Raw genomic sequence first — 22,800 nt, 5'->3', positions numbered from 1 at the left:
AACGATTTCATACACCACACAAAAGGACTTGACCCGACCCGTGATGCTGCACGCAAGGCCGTTGCCTACTGGATTGAAGTCGTCTACATCCGTCGACGCCGACATTCCGCACTCGGTATGGTCAGCCCCGTCGACTTTGAGAACCAAATTGGTCTAATCACTAGTAGAAAAGAAATAGCTGCCTAACCACTAGGTAGCTCCACTACGTGTCCACGATTTGCGGGTAACCCCACTCGGAGCTTCGGTTACTCATGAGGTTCGCAATGGCGGAATTGTTAACATAGGTTTGACCTCGTGAGCGAGTGCCGGTTCTGCTCGGCTTGGGGCAGCGACCGGCAGCTCGCGCCGCGCGAGTCTGTGGCGTATGAGGGCGCGGATCGCGGTGCATGATCCACAGTTGAAATAGAGAAAAGAGAGTGAAACGTATGACGAAGCGCGTGAGTGTGATTGTTGGGAGCCTGCGTCGTGGCTCCTTTGCCCGTAAGATTGCGCACAACCTGATTCCGATGTTCCCTGAGGGGTACGAGGCGAAGATCGTGGAGATCCGCGACCTGCCGCTGTACGATTTCGACTACGACGACCCAGAGGTCACCGACAAGCCGGTGCCGGCGGAGTACACGGAGTTCCGCGAGACGATTAAGGCCTCTGACGGGGTGCTGTTTGTGACCCCGGAGAACAACCGCACCATCCCGGCGTGCCTGAAAAACGCGGTGGATATTGGGTCGAAACCCAACGCCGACGTTGCGTGGAAGGGACTCCCGGCGGGAATTGTGAGCCACTCTGTTGGACGCATGGGCGGGTACTCGTCGCAGAAGAACCTGCGCCTTGCGCTTTCCTACTTCGACATGCCAACGCTTGGCCAGCCCGAGGTGTTCCTGTCGCAGTCGCCTGAGCTTTTCGGTGACGGGGATAAGATCACCCGCGAGTCAACCGTTGAGTTCCTGCAGAAATACATTGACCGCTTCGCTGAGCTGATCGAAAAAACCAGCCGCGATTAGTTTTCGCGGGCGCGTAACCCAAAGGCGAGGGGGAAACCGAACACGTTTCGGTTTCCCCCTCGTTTGTTGTGTGGCAGTTTTGTGTCGCCGCGGCCGCGCGGTGGCGCAGGCGCTAGCTGTCTGCGCCCCCTGCGTCAGTTGCCGCCTCGGCCCGCAACGCCTCGACAAGCGCCTCGTGTGCGTCCCAGATTTCGCGCGGCATATCGGGCAGCTCGCGCAGGTGCTCAGCGCGGTGATCGGTTTCCTGCAGCCAGCGTTCAACGTCAACCCGCTGCAGTTTGTCGAGATCCGCCGCGTCGATTTCGAGACCGGTAAAGTCGAGCTCTTCAACAAGCGGGAGCACGCCGATCGGGGTTTTGCGTCCCTTGACTTTGCCGTCGCGGTACTGTGTGAGCCAGTTCAGCGCGCGCAGGTTCTCGCGGAAGCCCGGCCACAGGTAACGACCGGTTTCGGGTTCGCGCTGGAACCAGTTGACGTGGGCAAACATCGGCATCTCTTTCAGCTGCCCGAGCACTTTAAGCCAGTGTTCGGCGTAGCGACCCTCGGAGTACGAGAAGAACGGACGCATCGACATCGGGTCGTAACGCAGCTGCCCGTCAAGCCCGTCCGCTGCGAAAGTCGCCTCGGCGCCGAGTGTCAGCCCGTCGTAGACGCCATCAACAAGGTTGTCGATTGCGCGGATCAGCGGTTCACGATCGCGGGTGCGGCCACCGAAGATAATCGCGTCAACGACCACGCCCTCGGGTTTGGAGACGTCTTCGGCGAGGTTCGGGATGCGCTCCAGCGGAATAGTGAAGCGGCTGTTCGGGTGCGCCCACGGTTCGTTTTGCTGCTCGGCGGTGCGGTCGGTGATTTTCGCGCCGGTCCAGTCGAGCCACCCTGCCGGGTCGGCCGGGGGTTCGGGGGTGAGACCCTCCCACCACACCTCGCCGGTGACTTCGTTGTAGGCGGTGTTGGTGAAGATCGTGCCCGATCCCTCAGCGATTGCCGCCATCGCGGTGGGGTTGGAACCCTCGTTGGTGTCTTTTGCGACACCGAAGGCACCGTTTTCGGGGTTGATGGCACGGAGTTTCCCTTCGTCGTCAACCCACATCCAGGCGATGTCGTCGCCGTAAAAATCAACGCGGTAGCGGTCGCCGAGTCCGTTTGGCGGCAGCGTCATCGCGAGGTTGGTTTTCCCTGACGCGCTCGGGAAGCCGCCGCACACGTGCGTGGTGACGCCGGTTTCACGGTCGTGGATCCCAAGCAGCAGGAACTGCTCCGCGAGGAACTTCCCTGAGGCGTAACCGTCGTAGGACGCCTGGCGCAGACCGTGGGCGATTTTACCAAGCAGCGCGTTGCCGCCGTACGCGGAGCCGAAGTGCAAAATGGTGCGCTCGTCTGCGACGGTCACAAACATCCGCTCGTCGGCGTCGGTGCCCTGCTGCAGCGCGGTCAGGTCACCGGTGACGTGCACACCGCGCACGAAGAAGTCCTGGTCGCTGACACCGTCGAAGTGCTCAATTCCGACGCGGGCCATGCGGATCATCTGCAGCACCACGTTGCGGTCGTCGGTGAGCTCAACTCCGAGCGCGAAGTTCGCAAGCGGGGTGCCGGGAGGGGCCATCAGGTACGGCACCACGTACATGGTTTTACCCGCCGAAGCGCCGCGCATGCGGCTCGTCAGCAGCGGTTTGACCTCGCTTGAGTGGCGCCAGTTGTTGTAGCGCCCGCGATCCGCCTCGTCAGCCGTGGCGACAAAGGTGCGCTCTTCGGTGCGGGCGGTGTCTTTCGGGTGTGACCGTGAGTAGTAGCGACCTTTGCCTGCGCGGAGCATTTCGCCGGCGGCGATGGCCTCTTCGAGCAGCCTGGCGTCATCCGCTGCTGAGACGAGCTCGATCTTTTCAGGATTGGTGATCTCTGCCCACTCGCTCACAAAAGCGCGAACGCTTTCCACGTGAATCTCTGGAGGAACTTGAAATTGCTTTGATGCGGTCACCAGGCGCCCTCATTCATTCTTTAGTTTCCGGGTCTCACTTGTGCTCTTTACCGTAGTACGTCGAGTCTGACAGCACCATAAGTATCCCCTTTGAGTCTTGGGTTCGGTATGACGTCGTCTGTACTTCGGCGTGTCGTAGTTTTGTGAGATTATTCGTGCTAAACACTATATGTAGTGCCCCGCAATGTGGGTCAGGACTAGATGTAGGGGTGGGATTGCTGAGGCGCAAATGCTGAGAGGAGAACATGCTGATGAGTGAACGCAGGGAAGGCCGAACACGAAGCGTCGCGGAGGTGCGAGTGCTCGAGGGGCAAGATTCACCTGACCTGGTGTTTTTCTCGAGCGTTTCGGAGAACACCCTCCGCTTCGTCGAGAAGCTCGAGCGCCCGGCGGTGCGGATCCCACTCCGACCGCGCACAGAGGGAATGATCCGAGTGACCAGGCCCTACGTGCTCGTGGTTCCGACCTACGGCGGCGGAGCGCAGGCCGGGGCGGTGCCGCGGCAGGTGATTACGTTCCTGAACGATCCTGCAAACCGCGCGCTGATCCGCGGCGTGATTACCGCGGGGAACACCAACTTCGGTGAGCACTACTGCATCGCAGGACCGATCATCTCAGCCAAGTGCAAAGTTCCTGAGCTGTACCGCTTTGAACTTCTTGGCACCAACCGCGACGTTGCTCGAGTCAAGGCTGGTTTAGACGAATTTTGGGCACGACAGAACACATTAGAAGCAGAAGCAAATGAGGAGGACGTCGCATGACGATCGCCACACCATCAGAAACAACCACCCCCAACACTGCACGGGTTGGCAGGGTCGGCGAGCGGAAGGACTACCACGCGCTCAACGCCCAGCTGAACCTGTTTGCGGCGGACGGGTCGATCCAGTTTGACAAGGATCACGAAGCGGCGGAGGCCTACCTGAACCAGCAGGTCATCCCGAACACGAAGCAGTTCGCTTCGGTGTGGGAACGCCTGGAGTGGCTGATCGAAAACGAGTACTACGAAGCCGAATACCTGCGCGCCTACGACAAGGACTTCGTCGAGCGCCTCCACGAACAGGCCGACGCTTTCGGGCACAAGTTCCAGACCTTCCTCGGTGCGTTTAAGTTCTTCACCTCCTACGCGCTGAAAACCTTCGACGGCAGCCTCTTCCTCGAAAACTTCGAGCAGCGAGTTGTTGCCACGGCGCTGTTCCTCGGTCAGGGTGACGAGGAACTGGCTTCGAAGACGGTCACCGAGATCCTCTCGGGCCGTTTCCAGCCGGCAACTCCGACGTTCTTGAACGCGGGTAAGAAACAGCGCGGCGAGCTCGTGTCGTGCTTCCTGCTGCGCGTTGAAGACAATCTCGAATCGATTGGCCGCAGCGTTAACTCTGCGCTGCAGCTGTCCAAGCGCGGCGGCGGTGTGGCGCTGCTGCTGTCAAACCTCCGCGAGGCGGGTTCCCCGATTAAGCAGGTCGAGAACCAGGCTTCCGGTGTTGTTCCCGTGATGAAGATCCTCGAAGACAGCTTCAGCTACGCGAACCAGCTCGGCGCTCGCCAGGGCGCAGGCGCTGCGTACCTGCACGCGCACCACCCCGACATTATGCGGTTCCTCGACACGAAGCGTGAAAACGCTGACGAGAAGATCCGCATTAAGACCCTGTCGGTTGGGGTTGTGATTCCGGATGTGACCTTCGAACTGGCTAAGCAGAACAAAGATATGCACCTGTTTAGCCCCTACGATGTGCTTCGCGAAACCGGTATTCCGCTTTCGGATCAGTCAATCACCGAGCGCTACGACGAGTTCGTCGCGAACCCGCGGATCCGCAAGACCACGATCAGCGCGCGCGAGTTCTTCAAGACCCTCGCTGAGCTGCAGTTCGAGTCGGGCTACCCGTACGTGCTGTTCGAAGACACTGTGAACCGTGCGAACCCGCTCGAGGGGCACATCAACATGTCGAACCTGTGCTCGGAGATTCTGCAGGTGAACACCGCCTCTGAGTACGACGCCGCAATCGGGTACGAGACGATCGGTCACGACATTTCGTGCAACCTCGGCTCGCTGAACATTGCGCAGGCAATGGCCAGCCCGGACTTCGGCGCAACCGTTGAGATTGCGGTGCGGGCGCTGACGAGTGTGTCGGATCAGACCGACATTCAGGCGGTGCCGTCAATTGCCGAGGGTAACCGTGCGTCACACGCCATCGGCCTCGGGCAGATGAACCTGCATGGCTACCTCGCTTCGCAGCGCATCCACTACGGCAGCGAAGAGGGAATTGACTTCACCGACGCGTACTTCCGCACGGTGACCTACCACGCGCTGCGCGCTTCGAACCAGCTGGCGATTGACCGCGGTGCGACCTTCGCGGGCTTCGAGAAGAGCGACTACGCTGACGGCAGCTACTTCGACCGTTACACGGCCGAGGAGTGGGTGCCAGAAACCGCGCGGGTGCGTGAGCTCTTCGCCGAGGCTGGAGTTGCGCTGCCGACGGTTGCGGACTGGGAACAGCTGCGCGAGTCGATCCGCGAACACGGTATCTACAACGCGTACCTGCAGGCGGTGCCACCGACCGGGTCGATTAGCTACGTGAACAACTCGACGGCTTCGATCCACCCGATCGCCTCGAAGATTGAGATTCGTAAAGAGGGCAAGCTCGGCCGCGTGTACTACCCGGCTCCGCACATGACAAACGACAACCTCGAGTTCTTCGAAGACGCCTACGAAATCGGCGCCGAGAAGATCATCGACACCTACGCTGCTGCGACCAAGCACGTGGATCAGGGTCTGTCGCTCACGCTGTTCTTTAAAGACGAGGCGACCACTCGCGACATCAACCGCGCGCAGATCTACGCGTGGCGCAAGGGCATCAAGACGCTGTACTACATCCGCCTGCGCCAGCCCGCGCTCGAGGGAACCGAGATCGAAGGCTGCGTTTCCTGCGCGCTGTAGTCGCGTTCGCGCCCGCGTGTGCGCCCGTGCTGCGCGCGCGGGCGCACCGCGCGCCGTCCGCGCACTGACCACCAGACACCACTAGTGAAAGAGCTTTATTGAACTATGACTGATCCGTTGAACACCGACCGCCCGCTGCAAGAGATCTCGGTCACCCCGCCGTCGTACCGCCACGACCCGACAGCCCGGCTGCGCCCCATTAACTGGAACCGCGTCACCGACGACAAAGACCTCGAGGTGTGGAACCGTCTGACCGCGAACTTCTGGCTGCCAGAGAAGGTGCCGCTGTCAAACGACATCCCCGCGTGGCAGAAAATGACCCAGGAAGAGCGCACCCTCACGATGCGCGTCTTCACCGGTCTGACCATGCTCGACACCGTGCAGGCAACTGTCGGTGAGATCGTGCAGATCCAAGACTCCCGCACCGAACACGAAGAGGCCGTCTACACCAACATTGCGTTCATGCAGTCGGTGCACGCCCGCTCGTACTCCTCGGTGTTCTCAACGCTGACGAGCACCCCGGAAATCGACGACGCCTACCGCTGGGCAGTTGCCAACGATCTGCTGCAGGAACGCTGCAAGAAGGTGCTGCACCACTACTACGGCGATGATCCGCTCAAGCGTAAAGTGTCTTCGACGCTGCTGTCGTCGCTGCTGCTGTACGCAGGGTTCTACCTGCCGCTGCACTTCTCGGTGCACGCGACGCTGACGAACACCGCAGACATGATCCGCCTGATTCTGCGTGACAAGGCAGTGCATGGTTACTACTCGGGTTACAAGTACCAGCGCGGACTCGAGACGCAGAGCAAAGAGCGTCAGGAAGAGATGCGCAAGTTCACCTTCGACCTGCTGGAAGAGCTCTACGAGCTTGAGCTGCAGTACTCGGGTGAGCTGTACGAGCCGCTCGGCCTGATGGACGACGTTGCCGTGTTCGTGCGTTACAACGCGAACAAGGCGCTGATGAACCTCGGTTACCCGTCGCGGTTTACCGCTGAAGAGACCGAAGTGAACCCTGAGATTCTCGCGGCGCTGTCACCTGGCAGCAACGAAAACCACGACTTCTTCAGTGGATCAGGATCGAGCTACATCATCGGTAAGGGCGAAGACACCACCGACGACGACTGGGACTTCTAGGCTCAAGGGCTTAACGACTCGAGGGCTCAGCGGCTCGATTCGGGCCGCACCGTCCGAATAGCGCACCGCGGGTTGGACGCTGGCACACGCCGGCAACCTTCCCGCGGTGCGCTGTTTTGTGCCCGAGCCAGCGCGATTCTTGTCGACTATGATCGACAAAACCTCCGCAAAGTAGCAGCTTGTCGACTATACTCGACAAAACAGGGAGGTTTGTGGTGGACAGAATCATTGAACGCCCGAGATACTTTTCGCGGATCCAGCCCTTTATCGACAAACCCCTCGTGAAGGTGCTCACCGGTGTGCGTCGCTCCGGCAAATCTACGATTCTGCAGCAGCTGCAAGAAGTGATTCGCGCGGGCAGCGCTGATCCACAAGTGTTTGCGATGAATTTTGAGTCCGCTGACGGGCTTCACATCACAGACGCAGCGGCGCTGCTACGGCGCATCGAAGCCGAAAACCTCAACAAAAACACCCGCGCGTATTTCTTCTTTGACGAAATTCAGCAGGTCGCCGACTGGGAGAAAGCCATCAACGCGATCCGCGTCGACTATGACGCAGATATCTATGTCACCGGGTCGAATTCGCGCATGCTTTCCGGTGATCTCGCCACACATCTTGCCGGTCGCTACGTTGAGTTCTTGATCCAACCGTTTTCGTTTGCGGAATTTGTCGAGCTGCACCGCCAAAGCGACCGCACACTGAGCGAACACTTCCAGCACTTTGTGCAGTTCGGCGGTTTCCCGGCGTTGAAATACTTCAACCTCGACCGGGAACCCTCGCTCGACTACCTTGACTCGGTGTACAACTCGGTTGTGCTCAAAGACGTGATTGAGTATCACCAGATCCGCGACGTCGACATTTTTCACCGCATCGTCGGTTACTGCTTCGCAAATATTGGAAAAACCTTCTCGGCGCAGTCACTGGTGCGTTTTTTCAAAAGCGAGGGGCGCACCGTTTCGGTTGATACCGTATTGAACTACCTTGAGTTTTGCGTGAACGCTTTCTTGATTTATCGGGTTCCGCGCTTTGACATTGCGGGGAAGGCGAGGCTTCGGGCAACTGAGAAGTACTATGCGGTGGATCACGGTTTTCGTGAAACGCTCGGCCTTTCGAACCAGGCCGACATTGAGCTGACCCTCGAAAACATCGTGTGCGTGGAGCTGCTTGCGCGCGGGTACGAGGTAAGTGTCGGAAGAGCCGGCGCGCGCGAGATTGACTTCATCGCCCGCAAAGGTTCCGACACCGAGTACTTCCAGGTGAGTTACCTGCTCGGCAGCCAAAACACCGTCGACCGCGAGTTCGGTGCCCTTCGCGGGGTTACCGACAACTTCCCGAAAACCGTGCTGAGCATGGACCAGTTCGACATGAGCCGCGACGGGATCCAACACAAAAACATTATCGAGTGGCTTGTCGAGCCCTCACCGTTGCACAGCTAGGTGTCATCGCCTAGCCTGAATACCAACATGACCGGTACCGCTACCCATTTTGGTGGGAGCCCAGGGCCGGTCTTTGTTTTTCTCGATCTAGCCGTCATGCTCCTGTTGGGGTTATAGGTCAGAATGTGTGGCAAAAATCCCGGTTTTCCCCTGTGTTTACGCGGCAGAATCGGGTTTCATCTTTTACCCACAAAACTTGTTACCTGGACAAAATGTGTGGCATAAATAGCGTTCGTTGCCCGTGTTTACGCGCATTACCCGTGTTTAAGGTTTCATTTTTGCCAGTCTGGCTGAATGAACGTTCCTCACTGCTGTCTGGTTTCAGGACATCGTTCACCCCTGCACCTGAGAATCGGCCTGCGGATGTCCCACGACATAGTTCCCACCCATATTCAGACGGCTCGACACCCTTTAGCCGGATTCTGCGCCTTAGGAGCAACTGCTAAAGGGAGTTTCGGTTGCTAAAGGGAGTCTCCGTGCCGCTAAAGCGAGGATTCGTGGCTAACGGGTGTTTCCCGGCTAACGGGTGTGGGGATGCAGGACCTACAGCGGCGAAAGGGAAGGGTAAACGTGGGTACTGGACCCGCTAACGGAATGACGAAGGCCCCTCACCGGACGTTTTCCCTGGTGAGGGGCCTTTCTCTTGTGGAGGTAAGGGGACTCGAACCCCTAACCCTCTGCTTGCAAAGCAGATGCGCTACCAATTGCGCCATACCCCCAAGAGGTGAGTCTCATTCTACCCTGTCGGTGTACTGAGACCAAGTGCTGTGACCTTCCTGCCTCTTCTTGCGAAGAACCAAGACTGTCAGCAGTCCTGCCGCGGTCGTTGCCGCGGCACCAAACCATCTCTTCACGAATACCTCCGATCTGAGTTGGTTCGTGGGCCTACGTGGACTTGAACCACGGACCTCTTCGTTATCAGCGAAGCGCTCTAACCGCCTGAGCTATAGGCCCCTTCGGGGTGAACCGAAAAACTACTATAGCCCCACGTCCCACACAATGCAAAATCGACCTCAACCATCCCCCAATCACACGAAAAACGCAGGCCCCGAGCGAACCCGGGGCCTGCGTTTCTTCTGCGAAAACTGCTTCGAAGATCAGTCGTCGGTAAGCGTCAGGTGGAAGCCGCCCACCAGGCTCGAACCGATGTTGTAGATGATCGACGTCAGAGTCGACAGCGCGGTCATGAGAATCACATTGACCACCGCGATGATGACGGCGAAGCTGAGGATCCTGCCCAGGCCGAACACCTGCAGCAGTTGGTCAGCACCTTCTTCGCCGGCGAATTCGGCGAGTGCAGCCTGCAGGCTTCCGAACGTACCCGTCACCTCGAGCACCAGCCACAGAACAAACATCACGACGATCGTGGCAATGCCCAATGCCAATGACAGCATGAAGGTCATCTTCATGACCGACCACGGGTCGACCTTCGATACCGCCAGCTTGACGGTGCGCGGACCCTTCCGCTGCGCGGAACCGGACATCCGCAGACCCTGTGAGGACGACGCGGTCACAGCCGATGGACCAGAGGCTGCACCCGCACCCGAAGCCGGGCCAGAGGCCGCCGACGCTGCGGCTTCCCCACCGGACGGGCTCACAGACTCAGTCTGGGCCGCATTCTGCGAACCCTGCGCTGTGGTCCGGGTGCCGCTGGTCTGCATGACCGTGGTTTCGGAATCGTCCTTCTTTGCGCCGTCCTGCTGAGGCTTGCCAGTACCGGTGCCAGCGGGTGCCGAAGCCGCCGAGGCGCCTGCCCCACTTGCGCTTCCTGCTCCACTTGCTGCGGCAGGCGCACTTCCACTGGCAGCACCGGAGTCGCTGCTGTCCTTCTTGCCGCCAATCCGCACACCCTTTGATGTCGAGTGCACGGGACCAGAGGCGGTCACACCAGCGGGCGCAGACGCAGCCTGCTGCGAGCCTGCCTTCGGCTTGTCAGCTGCGCGTTCAGCATCACCGGCCGAACCGGTCGGTGCGGAACCTGAGTCACCGTTGGACTGCGAACCAGCTTCCGGGGTATTGGCCGCGAGCTTGTTCTGCTCAGCTTCTGCCGGCTTGGGCTTGTCGGCATCGCTCGATGCCGTCAGGCGTGTGGACCCGGACGACGTCCGAATGATCCTGCCTGGCTTTTTGCTATTGCTCACTGCTCATCACTCCCGTTGGCGGCGGAGTCCTGCACGTCGCCTTCCACTGCGGGGGCTTCCCCTTCCGAGGCGCCCTCTGCTGCTTCGTCGACTGCGATTTCGTCTGCGTTGTCGTCCAGTTCCTCGTCTTCGTGGCCAGAACCGCGGGTCACTGCAATAATACGGTCGCGCTTGCCGGGCTTGGCGAAAACAACGCCCATTGTATTGCGTCCGGTCTGCGAAACCTCGGCAACGGAGGAACGCACAATCTTGCCGCGCTCCATGATGACGAACACCTCGTCATCTTCGTCCACGATCAGACCGCCGACCAGCACTCCCCGCTGATCAGAGAAGCGGATCGCGCGGATGCCGATTCCGCCTCGTCCCTGGACTCGGTACTCCTCGACCGGGGTGCGCTTGGCGAAACCGCCCTCGGTCACAACGAACACATCGGTGCCCGGAGTGACAACATCCATGGCGAGCAGAGCATCGTCGTCCCGGAACTTCATACCGGTAACACCCGAGGTGGCGCGCCCCGTGGGGCGGATCGTTTCGTCGTCCGCGGGGAACCTGATCGACATGCCGTTCTTCGAAATGAGCAGCAGGTGGTCTTCGCCGTTGACCAGGCGAGCCGAAACGAGTTCGTCCACTCCCCCATCCGGGGTTTCGCGCAGGTTGATGGCAATGACACCGCCGGTGCGGTTCGAATCGTATTCGCCCAGACAAGTCTTCTTCACCAGACCGGACTTGGTGGCGAGCACCAGGTAGTCAGCCGCATCGTAGTCGGCAATGGAGAGGACCTGAGCGATCTCTTCGTCCGGCTGCAGAGCCAGGAGGTTTGCCACGTGCTGGCCGCGCGCATCCCGGTGTGCTTCGGGAAGTTCGTAGGCCTTCGCACGGTAGACCCGACCCTTGTTCGTGAAGAACAGCAGCCAGTTGTGGGTCGAGGTGACGAAGAAGTGCTCAACCACGTCCTCACCGCGGAGGCGAGCGCCGGCAACACCCTTGCCACCGCGGCGCTGTGCGCGGTACAGGTTCGTCTGGGTGCGCTTGGCGTAGCCGCCGCGGGTGATCGTGACGACCACCTGCTCTTCGGGGATGAGGTCTTCCATCGACATGTCGCCGTCGAAGCCAGCCAGAATCTGGGTGCGACGGTCATCGCCGTAGCGTTCGACGATCGCATCGAGTTCTTCCGACACGATTTCGCGCTGCCGAGCCGGGGTTTCAAGGATGTGGTTGTATTCCTTGATCAGCTCTTCGATCTTCTGTGCTTCTTCTTCGATCTTGAGGCGCTCAAGCGCTGCAAGACGGCGAAGCTGCAGGTCAAGAATGGCGTTCGCCTGGACTTCATCGACGTCGAGCAGCTCCATCAGGCCGGTGCGTGCTTCGTCAGACGACGGCGAACGGCGGATAAGTGCAATCACTTCGTCCAGAGCTGACAGCGCCTTGAGGTAACCGCGCAGAATGTGGGCGCGCTCCTCGGCCTTGCGCAGACGGAAGCGGGTGCGGCGGACAATCACATCGATCTGGTGCTTGACCCACAGGCGGAGGAAAGCATCGATCGACAGGGTGCGCGGCACATTGTCGACAAGCGCCAGCATGTTCGCCGAGAAGTTCTCCTGCAGCTGCGTGTGCTTGTACAGGTTGTTCAGAACAACCTTCGCCACGGCGTCGCGCTTGAGCACAATCACCAGACGCTGACCGGTGCGGCCCGACGATTCGTCGCGCATATCCGCAATGCCGGCAACCTTGCCGTCCTTGACGTAGCTGGCGATCTTCGCGGCCAGCGAGTCCGGGTTGACCTGGTAGGGCAGTTCGGTGACGACAAGGCAGGTGCGACCCTGGATTTCCTCGACTTCGACAACCGCGCGCTGTGTAATCGAGCCGCGGCCGGTGCGGTAGGCGTCTTCAATGCCCTGGCGGCCCAGAATCGTGGCCCCACCCGGGAAGTCGGGACCCTTGATGATGCCCAGCAGCGCCTCGAGAGCCTCCTCGTTGGAAGCATCCGGGTGGCTCAGCAGCCACTGCGCACCAGCTGCGACTTCGCGCAGGTTGTGCGGCGGAATGTTGGTGGCCATACCGACGGCAATGCCGGCCGAACCGTTGACCAGCAGGTTCGGGAAGCGCGACGGCAGGTAGACGGGTTCCTGGTTGCGGCCGTCGTAGTTGTCCTGGAAGTCGACGGTCTCCTCTTCGATGTCCCGGACCATTTCCAGGGACAGAGGCGCCATCTTGCACTCCGTGTAACGCGGAGCAGCCGCACCGTCATCACCGGCCGAACCGAAGTTGCCCTGACCCGAAATGAGCGGGTAGCGCATGTTCCACGGCTGAACCAGACGCACGAGCGCGTCATAGATGGCCGAGTCACCGTGCGGGTGGAAGTGGCCCATGACGTCGCCGACCACGCGCGAGCACTTCGAGAAGCTGCGATCGGGACGGTATCCGCCGTCGTACATGGCGTACAGCACACGCCGGTGAACCGGCTTGAGGCCATCGCGAACATCCGGCAGAGCACGGCCGACAATGACCGACATCGCGTAGTCCAGGTAGGACCGCTGCATTTCGGCATTGAGGTTGACCTGGTCGATGCGAGCGGCAACCTGGGTGCCAGCGCCGTCAACCGGGGGCTGTTCTTCAGGGTTTACGTTGTTGTTGTCTTCTTCGGCCACCTGACCGGATCCTCCGTTGATAGAAACCTAAGCGGATCTGTGTCGGAACTGCGCTGCCTTAAGCCGTCGTGCCCGGCAGCGCATCCCGGCATCAGATGTCCAAGAAGCGGACGTCCTTGGCGTTTTCCTGGATAAAGCGCTTGCGCGATTCGACATCGTCACCCATGAGGATGGTGAAGATTTCGTCAGCCACGAGCGCGTCTTCGAGTTCAACCTGCTTGAGCAGGCGGTTTTCGGGGTTCATCGTGGTTTCCCACAGTTCCTGGTAGTTCATTTCGCCCAGACCCTTGTAGCGCTGGATCGCAAGATCCTTCGGCAGGCGCTTGCCCGCGGCGCGGCCCTCGGTGAGCAGCTTGTCGCGTTCAGCGTCCGAATAGGCGAAGTCGTCGTCCGCGTTCGACCACTTGATGCGGTACAGCGGCGGGGTTGCCAGGTAGACGTAGCCGTTCTCAATGAGCGGCTTCATGTACCGGAAGATGAGAGTCAGCAGCAGCGTGGTGATGTGCTGACCGTCAACATCGGCGTCCGCCATGAGGATGATCTTGTGGTAGCGCAGCTTTTCGATGTCGAATTCGTCGCCGATTCCGGTGCCGAACGCCGTGATCATCGACTGGACTTCGTTGTTGCCCAGCGCGCGGTCCAGGCGGGCCTTCTCCACATTGAGGATCTTGCCTCGCAGCGGGAGGATCGCCTGAGTCAGCGGGTTGCGGCCCTGCACGGCCGAACCGCCTGCCGAGTCACCCTCGACGATGAACACTTCCGAGATCGTGGGGTCCTTCGACTGGTTGTCACGCAGCTTGCCGGGCATGCCGGAGGTTTCCAACAGACCCTTCCGCCGCGTGGCCTCACGTGCCTTACGCGCAGCCAGGCGAGCCTGCGAAGCCTGCACGGCCTTGCGCACAACCTCACGGGCGTTCGCGGGGTTGGACTCCAGCCAGTGAGTCAGTTCGTCGCGCACAACGCGGCTGACGAAGTTGCGGGCCTCGGAATTGCCCAGCTTGGTCTTGGTCTGACCCTCGAACTGGGGTTCGCCCAGTTTGATCGACACGACCGCGGTGAGGCCTTCGCGGATATCCTCACCGGTGAGGTTGGCGTCCTTTTCGCGCAGCAGCTTCTGTTCGCGCGCATAGGAGTTGAGCACCGAGGTCAGCGCTGTGCGGAAGCCCTCTTCGTGGGTACCGCCTTCGTGCGTGTTGATGGTGTTGGCGTAGGTGTGCACGCCCTCCTGGAAGCCGGTGGTCCACTGCATGGCCACTTCCAGGGCGATTGCCTGTTCTTTGTCTTCGTGTTCAAAGGCGATGACGTCGTCGTGGACGGTTTCGCTCTTCTTGGCCGAATTGAGATAGGCCACGTAGTCAAGCAGGCCGTTGTCGTATTTGAAGACGACTTCGCGAGGCTTGAATTCTTCTGTTTCTTCGTCTTCCAGCTGGACGTCGTCATCATCGATTTCCTGCTGACGTTCATCAGTCAGCGTGATCTTGAGGCCCTTGTTGAGGAACGCCATCTGCTGGAAGCGCGCCCGCAGGGTCTCAAAGCTGAATTCGACGGTGTCGAAGATATCCGGGTCTGGCCAGAACGTGATGTCGGTGCCGGTGATATCGGTGTCTTCGCCTTCCACCACGTCCGAGGTGGGGACACCGCGTTCGTAGGACTGTCGCCACACCTTGCCGTCACGGCGGACAACCGCGTCCATGCGCAGCGAAAGAGCGTTGACGACGGACGAACCGACTCCGTGCAGACCACCGGAGACCGCGTATCCGCCGCCACCGAACTTACCGCCGGCGTGCAGAACCGTAAGCACTACTTCCAGAGTCGGTCGGCCTTCTGAGGGGTGCATAGCCACGGGGATTCCTCGCCCGTGGTCGACCACGCGCACGCCGCCGTCAGCGAGGATGGTCACTTCAATGCTGTCGTTGTAGCCGGCCAGGGCTTCGTCAACCGAGTTGTCGACGATTTCATAGACCAAGTGATGAAGACCGCGTTCGGATGTTGATCCGATGTACATGCCGGGCCGCTTGCGTACCGCTTCGAGCCCTTCGAGAACGGTGATATCACCGGCATCATAATGCGGTTTGTGGTCGTCGGCCATGAAACTCCTCGGATCAGTGCAGATTACCGTCCAAGTCTACAGCGTCTCGATTGGAAACACCGCCTGATAGGCACATAACGGCCGTTTCTGCGCATTTTCAGATCTGCCGATGAGGGGCGGGCCGTCCACAGACCCCACAGCCGCCTGTACGGGCCGGCACAGGTTCGAGAACCTGCCGAAAACCGGGCAGAAACAGTCACGACCGCACCGAGGCGGCACCTCGTGCTTGGGCACGGGGCAGAAAATCACCCGTAGGTATCGCGCGGACCGCGGCCCGGCACGGACCGGCGGCCCTTCTTCCAGGACTTCTGCTTGGGGCCGATGATCTCGATGTCGTCGATGACCCGCCGGCCCAGTTCACGCTCCAGCCGATCCAGCAGCATGTCGCGCATAAGCCGCAGCTGAGTTGCCCACGTTGTCGATGACGCACGCACCGTGAGCTTCGGCGGTTCGCACAGTTCCGGAACACAGTGCTGAGCAACGTTCTCACCAACAAGCTCGGGCCATCTGCCCAGCAGCGACCCCACATCCATGGACGTGGTCCACCCGCGCGCCTTCGTCAGAGCCGACAGGTCAGCCGACAGCTTCTTGGGATCGCGCGGATCTTCACCCGCCCCCGAATACTGGGGTTCGCGAATCCCCTGCGGCACCCGACGCAGCGAACCGCTGTAGCGCGCCTGCACTGAACCCATGCGCCTGACCCGATCGAGTGCCTCGAGAGCAGCGTTCGAGACCGGCATCTTCTGGTTCATCAGCCCTGTCCTCCCGCCTGATCCCCTTCCGAGGTGCCTGCTGTCAGATCGATGATCTCACCTGTCAGGTTCTTAGGGATGTGGGCGGCGACAGCTGTTGTTATGAGGACCTGCTGAGCTTCCTGAATAATGTCGGCAAGTCTGCGGGTGCGACCCTCATCGAGTTCTGAGAAGACATCGTCCAACACCAGCACGGGTGAATCATCGGGTTCATCCGGATTGGCCTGCAGCACCCTCCAGCTGGCCAGACGCAAAGCGAGTGCGAGCGACCAGCTTTCGCCGTGGCTGGCATAGCCCTTAGCCGGAGTGCCGCCGATGTGCAGATCGAGGTCATCACGCTGCGGACCGACGAGGGTCACTCCCCGCTCAATTTCAACCCTGCGACGCTTGGCCAGTTCATCGAGGATGAGGTCTTCCATCGCCTGCTGGGCACCTGGCAGGGAACGATCAATCACCGAATAGTCAACGCGCGATGCGTAGGTCGCTGCCGCCGTGCGCCTTTCGAGGCGGGCGTCTTCAGCGAGTCTGGCGAAATCATCGGCCAGCGGTTCAGCCAGCCGGTCCAGAAGATCGAGCCGACCCGTCACCAGGGCTGCTGCGGCTCGGGCAAAAGCGTGATCCCAGATCTCGAGGGTCGCTTCGAGGCCCAAGCTGGCCCGCAATGGGTCATCTGCAGCGCCCGAACGCTCCTCGTACCGGGCTTTGCGCAGAGATTTCAGCAGCGCGTTGCGCTGTTTCAGAGCACGATCGAAGTCAGCGATGACAGCGGAATAGCGGGGAGTGAGCGCTACCAGCAGCTCATCGAGATAGGCGCGGCGCTCAGCGGGTTCGCCCTTGACCAAACCGAGGTCCTCCGGGGCGAACACGACCGCCGGCAGCAGACCTAAGAGTTCCCGCACCCGCACGGCCTGCTTGTTGATCCGCGCGGTGTTCGCACCCTTGGCCTTGATCGTGACTTCAACCCGCACCTGCCGCTTGCCCCGGTGGGCCAGGGCAGACACAACGGCCCGCTCGCTACCGGTGTGCACAAGGGGGAAGTCGTTTGTCACACGGTGGCTGCGCAGAGTCGAAACGTAGCCGAGAGCCTCAACCAGGTTCGTCTTGCCCCAGCCGTTGGGGGCAAGGAAAACCGTCACCCCGGGGGCAAGTTCAAGATCAAGCCGCGAATAGGAGCGGAACTGGTCCAGAATCAGCCGACTGACCCACATGGGCCCGCCGTCAGAATCGCAGAATCGGCATGAGGAGGTAGCGGTACGACGTGTCTTCTTCGCCGTCAGCCTCGGTCATGCCCGAGATGACAACCGGTTTCTTCGGTTCGGTCAGCGAGAACCGCACAAAGGGAGTGTCGATCTGTGCGAGACCCTCGGCAATGTAGCCGGGGTTGAAGCCGGTCGTGATGTCTTCGCCCTCAATGGTCGCCGGCAGAGCTTCGGTCGCCTGGGCGTCATCACCGGCCCCGGCGCGCAGCACCAGCGAACCGTCGGCGAACTCAAACTTGATGGGGCTGTTGCGTTCGGCCACGAGCGATACACGGCGCACGGCTTCGCGAAGAGCGCTCGTCTCCAGGACGGCGGTGATCGCAACGTCCTTGGGGAACAGCGAACGGACCTTCGGGTAGTCGCCTTCCACCAGCAGAGACGTGGTGACGCGGCCTTCAGATGAAAACGCCAGCATTTCCTTGCCGCCGGATTCGGCAAGGGCGATCTCGATGTCGCCGCTCATAGCCTTAGCGGCTTCGGCCATCGTCTTGCCTCGGACCAGGGCAACCGCTTCGACCTGCGGGTTGCGCGGGTTCCAGGTGAATTCGCGAACCGCCAGGCGGTAACGGTCAGTGGCCAGGAGGGTGACGCGGTCGCCTTCGATCTCAACCCGCATAGCGGTGAGGATCGGCAGGGTTTCGTCCTTCGACGTGGCGATGTTGACCTGACCGACAGCGGACTGGAAATCCGAAGCCGAAATGACACCCGTGGTTTCGGGAACCTCTGGAAGTGCGGGGTATTCCTCGACCGGCATGGTCATCAGAGCAAAGCGCGAAGATCCGCACGTCACGCTGACCTTGGTTCCATCGAGTTCGAACACAACAGGCTGCGGCGGAAGAGCGCGAGCAATGTCAGCAAGAAGGCGACCGGACACCAGGATGGTGCCCTCCACCTCGACATCGGCGGCAATGCGAGCGCGAGCCGAAACCTCGTAGTCAAAAACAGCCAGATCAACCGAGCCATCGGCATTAGCAGTGATGAGAAGACCGGTGAGAACCGGGACAGCGGGGCGCTGCGGAATCGACTTGGTCGTCCACGTTACGGCGTCGGCCAGGACATCGCGGTCCACTTTGAACTTCACGGACTGAGCAGCTTCAGCGTTCACATCTCTCCTGGTCGGTTCTTCCCGGCAAACCCGAGGATTCCAGCCTTCATCGCCTGCGCACTAGTCGCAGCATAAGCAGAAAGCAACATTACACGCCGAGCGGGCTGGGAACAACGGCGGCCAGGAACTGTGACCACATGTCAGCGGCGTTATCGCAGAACTTCGCCTCGCAGCAGTCGAGAACCCTGTCGACAGAAATGTCATTCGGAGCCCGTCAAAGCAATCGGCGGGTTCCCTCTTGAGTCTTTGAGTAAGTACAGAAGCAGTATTAGGCCCTGTGGAACCTGTGGAATTACATCGATGTCATCGAAAGTCTATGCGGCCAAGCGCCACACAGACCCCGTTGACAACTCTGTTCATGAATCGGTGGTCTTCCGTGGACGCCTGTTGCTTACATCGATGTGATTACACAGTCATCCACGGACGATCTGTCATCCCTCCAGAGGTTCGATAACAGAAAAATCCTGTTATCCACCGACTTTTCCACAAGTGTGGAATCACGCTTTCCTACAGCCGGTGCTGCTGTTTGATGCGGTTTGTCAGCTCTGTGACCTGCGTATACAGGGCCCTGCGCTCGGCCATCTGCGTTTTGATCTTCTTCACCGCGTGCATGACCGTCGTGTGGTCGCGGCCGCCGAAGGCCTGGCCGATCTTCGGCAGCGACAGATCTGTGAGCTCACGGCACAGGTACATGGCGATCTGCCGGGCAGTCGACAGTGTGCGCGAACGGCTGGTGCCCTTGAGATCTTCCAGGGTCAGGCTGAAGTACTGGGCGGTCTGGCCCATGATGTCGAGTGCCGTGATCTCCGGAGTGTCATCCTGCGTGATGAAATCCTTGAGCACAGTTTCGGCAAGATCGACGTCGATGACCTGATCGTTGAGGTTCGAAAACGCGGTCACGCGAATCAGCGCGCCTTCCAGTTCGCGAATATTCGACGACACGCGAGAGGCAATGTACTCCAGAACGTCATCCGGAACATCGAGGTTCTCCCCCGTTGCCTTATTGCGCAGAATCGCAAAGCGAGTTTCGAGGTCCGGCGGCTGCACATCCGTCAGCAGACCCCACTCGAAGCGCGACCGCAGCCTCTCCTCGAAGCCGCTGAGCAGCTTCGGCGGCTGGTCCGAGGTGATGATGACCTGCTTCTGTTCGTTGTGCAGGGCGTTGAACGTGTGGAAGAACTCTTCGACGGTCGCGTCTTTGCCCTGCAGGAACTGGATGTCGTCAATCATGAGGATGTCGACTTCGCGGTAGCGCTTCTGGAAAGCCGGTCGCAGCGAATTAGACGTGGTCGACGAACCGACCGTGTTGATGAAGTCGTTGACGAACTCCTCCGAGCTGACGTATCGCACCCGCAGGTTGGGGAACAGCTGCATGGAGTAGTGGCCGATGGCGTGCAGCAGGTGGGTTTTGCCCAGTCCGGATTCGCCGTAGATGAACAGCGGGTTGTACGCCTTCGCCGGTGCTTCCGCCACGGCCAGCGCTGCCGCGTGGGCGAACCGGTTCGATGCCCCGATGACGAACGAGTCGAACGTGTACTTCGGGTTGAGATCCGCGGCTCCGCTGGCCGCCGCGGTGAAGCCGCTGTCCTCTTCTTCCGAGGCGGAACTCACGGCGGGTGCCGGTTCTGCCGGTGCCGCATGGTGCGGAACGGAAGGGATCGGGGCGGCTGCCGGGGGCTGGGAGCCGATCGGCGCCCGAGGTGCCGGTGCCGGGGGTGCTGCCGGTGCTGCGGAATCTGTGCTGTCGTCTTCGACAGGTTCGTTGTCACCGGGCAGTTCGAGGTTCTCATCAAGAGCAATCGCAAAGGTTACGGACTTGCCCAGCGCCCGGGAGAATTCCTCTTGCAGGCGGTCCCGAAGGTCGACTTCGAGGGTTTTGCGCGTCAGGTCATTGCGCACCGACAGGACGATCAGTTCGTCACCGACAAGCGCGGTGGGAACCGCGAGTGCAAGGAAGCCCTTGTGACGGGCCTGAATTGCGGGATCGGCCATAAGGGCATTGAGAACCGCTTGCCAGATCTCCTGCAGTCGTGTCTTGTCGCTCATCGACCTTCCCAAGGTTTATCCACACATGTGAAATGAACTCCGAATCAGTCCCCATAGTTTTCCACAGAATGTGGAGCAAATCGATGCCAGGGTCCAAGATATGCACAATCGTGGACAACTTTGTGGATAACTACACGGATGTTATTTGTGGATCCGTCCGTGAACATCGTGTGAACGACTCCGTGAACCACATAAATGTAAGTTCAAAGTTCTCCACGGACGGCTGTGCACATTCCCTATGATCCGCGACAACGCGCGGATCGTGAGCCCTACACCGGTGCCAACTCGTTTTGACCAAGGCGGGCAGAAGGGGCTAAGCTTGAGCGTCCTGTGTTTGTGGGCCCGTTTGAGTTGTGTGAACTTCCCCTTGGCCTGAAGGCGCAGGAAGCAAGACAGCCCCTGAAGCTTTCACAGGAAGATCTGCGCCAAACGCCTGATCTTCGGGCACAGACTGACCTAGACGGAGAAACAAGTGAGCAAGCGTACTTTCCAGCCCAACAACCGCAAGCGCGCCAAGACCCACGGCTTCCGCGCCCGTATGCGCACGCGTGCAGGCCGTTCTGTCCTCGCCGCTCGTCGCCGCAAGGGCCGCGCAAACCTTTCAGCCTGACGTGCTTCCGGCACGGAACCGCATCCGGCGCCCCGAAGACTTCAAGCGGATCTTCCGCTCAGGAAGAAAAGCGGGCAGCCAGACGCTGGTCGTCCATGCCGACCTCGATACTGCCCACGCCCCGCGCGTGGGCTTTATCGTCTCCAAAGCCGTAGGCAACGCCGTCACCCGCAACCTCGTCAAAAGGCGACTGCGCGCCATCAGCGCCGAACTCATCGACCAGCTGACCGGCGACTACGTCATACGCGCCCACCCCAAGGCAGCGCACTCCGACTACGCAGAGCTCAAAGACAGCGTCCAGACGGCACTGCAGCGCATCCATGCTGACCAAAGACTCTGAGCACACCCCGTCGTCCCTGCCCCCGGTGCCACACGACGGCAGCCGAACCCTGCACGGAATCCGGCTGGCACCTCGTATGCCATTCGTATGGCTCATGAGGCTGTACAGAAAACTCATCTCACCGCTCTACGGCGACAGGTGCAAGTACTACCCGTCGTGTTCGAAATACGCGCTCGACGCCTTTGAAGTCCAGGGTGCAGTCCGCGGCGCCATCGCAACCACGTGGCGCCTGCTGCGATGCAACCCCTTTTCACCCGGCGGCCTCGACTATGTGCCCGGGTCCTTCATGGAGAAGCAATCTCGCACTATGAAGGCCCGATCCGCGAAGGGTGGCACAATAGACACGGCCGACTGACCGCCAAGGAGAACGAAAACTTCATGGACACAATCCTGAAGCCCATTCAGTGGGTTATCGCGTGGATCCTCCGTCTGTTCCACGAGATCTTCACTGCCATCGGCATGCCCGCTGAAAACGGGTGGACGTGGGCAGTTGCGATCATCGCAATGACAATGCTCATTCGCGCGATCCTCATTCCGCTGTTCGTCTACCAGATCAAGGCGCAGCGCAAAATGCAGCTGCTCCAGCCGGACATGCAGCGGCTGCGTGAAAAGTACAAGGGCAAGCGCGACCAGTACTCCCGCCAGCAGATGGCCGAAGAACAGCAGGCCCTGTTCAAGAAGCACGGCACCAACCCGCTGGCCTCCTGCCTGCCGATGCTGGTTCAGATTCCAGTTTTCTTCTCGCTGTTCCGCGTCATCCACAACGTCCCGGACATCGCTGCCGGAAAGATGGGCGCCATCGGCGGCATGACGCAGCAGCTCGCGCAGCAGATGGACAATGCCACCATCTTCGGCATCTACCTGCGCGACACCTTCATGAGCGACGGCCTCGGTGTCAAGGTCCTCACCGCCGTCATGATCATCATCATGGCTGCCACGCAGTTCATTACGCAGAAGCAGATGATGTCCAAGAACATGTCTGCGCAGGCCATGGATAACCCGTTCATGCAGCAGCAGAAGATGCTTCTGTACCTGTTCCCCATCATCTTCGCCGTCGGCGGCATCTACTTCCCGCTTGGTGTGCTCATCTACTGGCTGGCCACCAACACGTGGACGATGGTTCAGCAGTTCATCGTCATTCGCAACATGCCTGCACCCGGTTCCAAGGCTGAAAAGGAAATGCAGGCCCGCTATGCCAAGAAGGGCCGCGCACTGCCGAAGCACATGCAGCCCAAGGTCGAAGACGAAGCACCGGTCAAGAAGGGCGGCCAGCGCCAACAGCCCATCAGCAAGAATCGTCAGAAGAAGAAGAAAAAGAAGAAGTGAGCGACG

General features: G+C 60.2%; 17 protein-coding genes, 2 tRNA genes and 1 pseudogene. 10 read left to right on the top strand and 10 right to left on the bottom strand.

Annotation, left to right across the window (positions count from 1 at the left end; all coding sequences use genetic code 11):
* Both HMPREF3172_RS10565 and HMPREF3172_RS05975 read left to right on the top strand, forming a co-directional pair.
* Window positions 1-186: pseudogene (locus HMPREF3172_RS10565) on the top strand (hypothetical protein); the annotation flags it as partial.
* Between the two features lie 239 nt (window positions 187-425).
* Window positions 426-998, top strand: coding sequence for an NADPH-dependent FMN reductase (locus tag HMPREF3172_RS05975; protein WP_019174205.1), 573 nt, complete (start codon window positions 426-428; stop codon window positions 996-998).
* A gap of 112 nt (window positions 999-1,110) precedes the next feature.
* Here HMPREF3172_RS05975 and HMPREF3172_RS05970 read toward each other — a convergent pair whose 3' ends face one another.
* Entirely contained in the window at window positions 1,111-2,976 is a 1,866-nt protein-coding gene (locus HMPREF3172_RS05970) for a phosphoenolpyruvate carboxykinase (GTP) (protein ID WP_083281442.1), read from the bottom strand.
* Between the two features lie 251 nt (window positions 2,977-3,227).
* On the opposite strand from HMPREF3172_RS05970, the gene nrdI reads away from it, so the two are divergent.
* The 4 genes from nrdI to HMPREF3172_RS05950 all read left to right on the top strand — a co-directional run bounded on the left by nrdI (window position 3,228) and on the right by HMPREF3172_RS05950 (window position 8,478).
* Window positions 3,228-3,737 (top strand): class Ib ribonucleoside-diphosphate reductase assembly flavoprotein NrdI, encoded by a 510-nt coding sequence (gene nrdI, locus HMPREF3172_RS05965; RefSeq protein ID WP_016664109.1) that lies wholly within the window; start codon window positions 3,228-3,230, stop codon window positions 3,735-3,737.
* Entirely contained in the window at window positions 3,734-5,908 is a 2,175-nt protein-coding gene (gene nrdE / locus HMPREF3172_RS05960; RefSeq protein WP_070516196.1) for a class 1b ribonucleoside-diphosphate reductase subunit alpha, read from the top strand. Before nrdI ends, nrdE begins: the two co-directional genes overlap by 4 nt.
* Window positions 5,909-6,013: 105 nt before the next feature.
* Window positions 6,014-7,042 carry a class 1b ribonucleoside-diphosphate reductase subunit beta gene (nrdF, locus tag HMPREF3172_RS05955; protein ID WP_082784698.1) on the top strand — a complete coding sequence of 343 codons (1,029 nt, stop codon included), beginning with the start codon at window positions 6,014-6,016 and terminating at the stop codon, window positions 7,040-7,042.
* A gap of 215 nt (window positions 7,043-7,257) precedes the next feature.
* Entirely contained in the window at window positions 7,258-8,478 is a 1,221-nt protein-coding gene (locus tag HMPREF3172_RS05950; protein ID WP_061941839.1) for an ATP-binding protein, read from the top strand.
* Window positions 8,479-9,124: 646 nt separating this feature from the next.
* Here HMPREF3172_RS05950 and HMPREF3172_RS05945 read toward each other — a convergent pair.
* From HMPREF3172_RS05945 to dnaA, 9 genes are all read right to left on the bottom strand, one after another.
* Window positions 9,125-9,197, bottom strand: a tRNA-Ala gene (locus tag HMPREF3172_RS05945).
* Between the two features lie 161 nt (window positions 9,198-9,358).
* A tRNA-Ile gene (locus HMPREF3172_RS05940) sits at window positions 9,359-9,432 on the bottom strand.
* Window positions 9,433-9,575: 143 nt separating this feature from the next.
* Window positions 9,576-10,619, bottom strand: coding sequence for a DUF3566 domain-containing protein (locus HMPREF3172_RS05935; RefSeq protein ID WP_070516194.1), 1,044 nt, complete (start codon window positions 10,617-10,619; stop codon window positions 9,576-9,578).
* Complete coding sequence (gene gyrA / locus HMPREF3172_RS05930; RefSeq protein ID WP_141741593.1) at window positions 10,616-13,186, bottom strand: DNA gyrase subunit A; 2,571 nt, start codon at window positions 13,184-13,186, stop codon at window positions 10,616-10,618. Before gyrA ends, HMPREF3172_RS05935 begins: the two co-directional genes overlap by 4 nt.
* A 172-nt stretch (window positions 13,187-13,358) precedes the next feature.
* Window positions 13,359-15,356 (bottom strand): DNA topoisomerase (ATP-hydrolyzing) subunit B, encoded by a 1,998-nt coding sequence (gene gyrB / locus HMPREF3172_RS05925; protein WP_070516191.1) that lies wholly within the window; start codon window positions 15,354-15,356, stop codon window positions 13,359-13,361.
* Between the two features lie 245 nt (window positions 15,357-15,601).
* The gene (locus HMPREF3172_RS05920; protein WP_019174213.1) at window positions 15,602-16,108 is read right to left on the bottom strand and encodes a DciA family protein; all 507 of its coding nucleotides are present in this window, start codon (window positions 16,106-16,108) and stop codon (window positions 15,602-15,604) included.
* Window positions 16,108-17,316, bottom strand: coding sequence for a DNA replication/repair protein RecF (gene recF, locus HMPREF3172_RS05915; RefSeq protein WP_070516189.1), 1,209 nt, complete (start codon window positions 17,314-17,316; stop codon window positions 16,108-16,110). The genes HMPREF3172_RS05920 and recF overlap by 1 nt, the downstream gene beginning before the upstream one ends.
* Before the next feature lie 10 nt (window positions 17,317-17,326).
* Window positions 17,327-18,472: a DNA polymerase III subunit beta gene (gene dnaN / locus HMPREF3172_RS05910; RefSeq protein WP_176746134.1), complete on the bottom strand. Its 1,146-nt coding sequence runs from the start codon at window positions 18,470-18,472 to the stop codon at window positions 17,327-17,329.
* Between the two features lie 507 nt (window positions 18,473-18,979).
* On the bottom strand, window positions 18,980-20,518 hold the full coding sequence (gene dnaA, locus HMPREF3172_RS05905; protein ID WP_062022830.1) for a chromosomal replication initiator protein DnaA: 1,539 nt from the start codon (window positions 20,516-20,518) through the stop codon (window positions 18,980-18,982).
* 472 nt (window positions 20,519-20,990) lie between these two features.
* Between dnaA and rpmH the strand changes: the two genes are divergently transcribed.
* Genes rpmH through yidC form a run of 4 tightly spaced genes read left to right on the top strand, consistent with a single transcriptional unit; the run spans window position 20,991 to window position 22,794 of the window.
* The gene (gene rpmH, locus HMPREF3172_RS10285; protein ID WP_081499682.1) at window positions 20,991-21,128 is read left to right on the top strand and encodes a 50S ribosomal protein L34; all 138 of its coding nucleotides are present in this window, start codon (window positions 20,991-20,993) and stop codon (window positions 21,126-21,128) included.
* A 1-nt stretch (window position 21,129) separates the two neighbouring features.
* Complete coding sequence (rnpA, locus tag HMPREF3172_RS05900; protein ID WP_070516201.1) at window positions 21,130-21,468, top strand: ribonuclease P protein component; 339 nt, start codon at window positions 21,130-21,132, stop codon at window positions 21,466-21,468.
* Window positions 21,449-21,823, top strand: coding sequence for a membrane protein insertion efficiency factor YidD (gene yidD, locus HMPREF3172_RS05895; RefSeq protein WP_070516187.1), 375 nt, complete (start codon window positions 21,449-21,451; stop codon window positions 21,821-21,823). The genes rnpA and yidD overlap by 20 nt, the downstream gene beginning before the upstream one ends.
* Before the next feature lie 23 nt (window positions 21,824-21,846).
* Window positions 21,847-22,794 (top strand): membrane protein insertase YidC, encoded by a 948-nt coding sequence (gene yidC / locus HMPREF3172_RS05890; protein WP_070516185.1) that lies wholly within the window; start codon window positions 21,847-21,849, stop codon window positions 22,792-22,794.
* Window positions 22,795-22,800: the final 6 nt, after the last annotated feature.

The sequence above is a fragment of the Brevibacterium sp. HMSC08F02 genome (assembly GCF_001807555.1).
Classification (GTDB): domain Bacteria; phylum Actinomycetota; class Actinomycetes; order Actinomycetales; family Brevibacteriaceae; genus Brevibacterium; species Brevibacterium ravenspurgense.
The sequence above is the reverse complement of the archived record's forward strand: the minus strand, read 5'-3'. Positions and strand labels throughout refer to the sequence as shown.

Coding starts and splice junctions, on each gene's coding strand:
- HMPREF3172_RS05975 (WP_019174205.1), top strand. CDS start 426: ATGACGAAGCGCGTGAGTGTGATTGTTGGGAGCCTGCGTCGTGGCTCC.
- nrdI (WP_016664109.1), top strand. CDS start 3,228: ATGAGTGAACGCAGGGAAGGCCGAACACGAAGCGTCGCGGAGGTGCGA.
- nrdE (WP_070516196.1), top strand. CDS start 3,734: ATGACGATCGCCACACCATCAGAAACAACCACCCCCAACACTGCACGG.
- nrdF (WP_082784698.1), top strand. CDS start 6,014: ATGACTGATCCGTTGAACACCGACCGCCCGCTGCAAGAGATCTCGGTC.
- gyrB (WP_070516191.1), bottom strand. CDS start 15,356: ATGGCCGACGACCACAAACCGCATTATGATGCCGGTGATATCACCGTT.
- HMPREF3172_RS05920 (WP_019174213.1), bottom strand. CDS start 16,108: ATGAACCAGAAGATGCCGGTCTCGAACGCTGCTCTCGAGGCACTCGAT.
- recF (WP_070516189.1), bottom strand. CDS start 17,316: ATGTGGGTCAGTCGGCTGATTCTGGACCAGTTCCGCTCCTATTCGCGG.
- dnaA (WP_062022830.1), bottom strand. CDS start 20,518: ATGAGCGACAAGACACGACTGCAGGAGATCTGGCAAGCGGTTCTCAAT.
- yidD (WP_070516187.1), top strand. CDS start 21,449: ATGCTGACCAAAGACTCTGAGCACACCCCGTCGTCCCTGCCCCCGGTG.
- yidC (WP_070516185.1), top strand. CDS start 21,847: ATGGACACAATCCTGAAGCCCATTCAGTGGGTTATCGCGTGGATCCTC.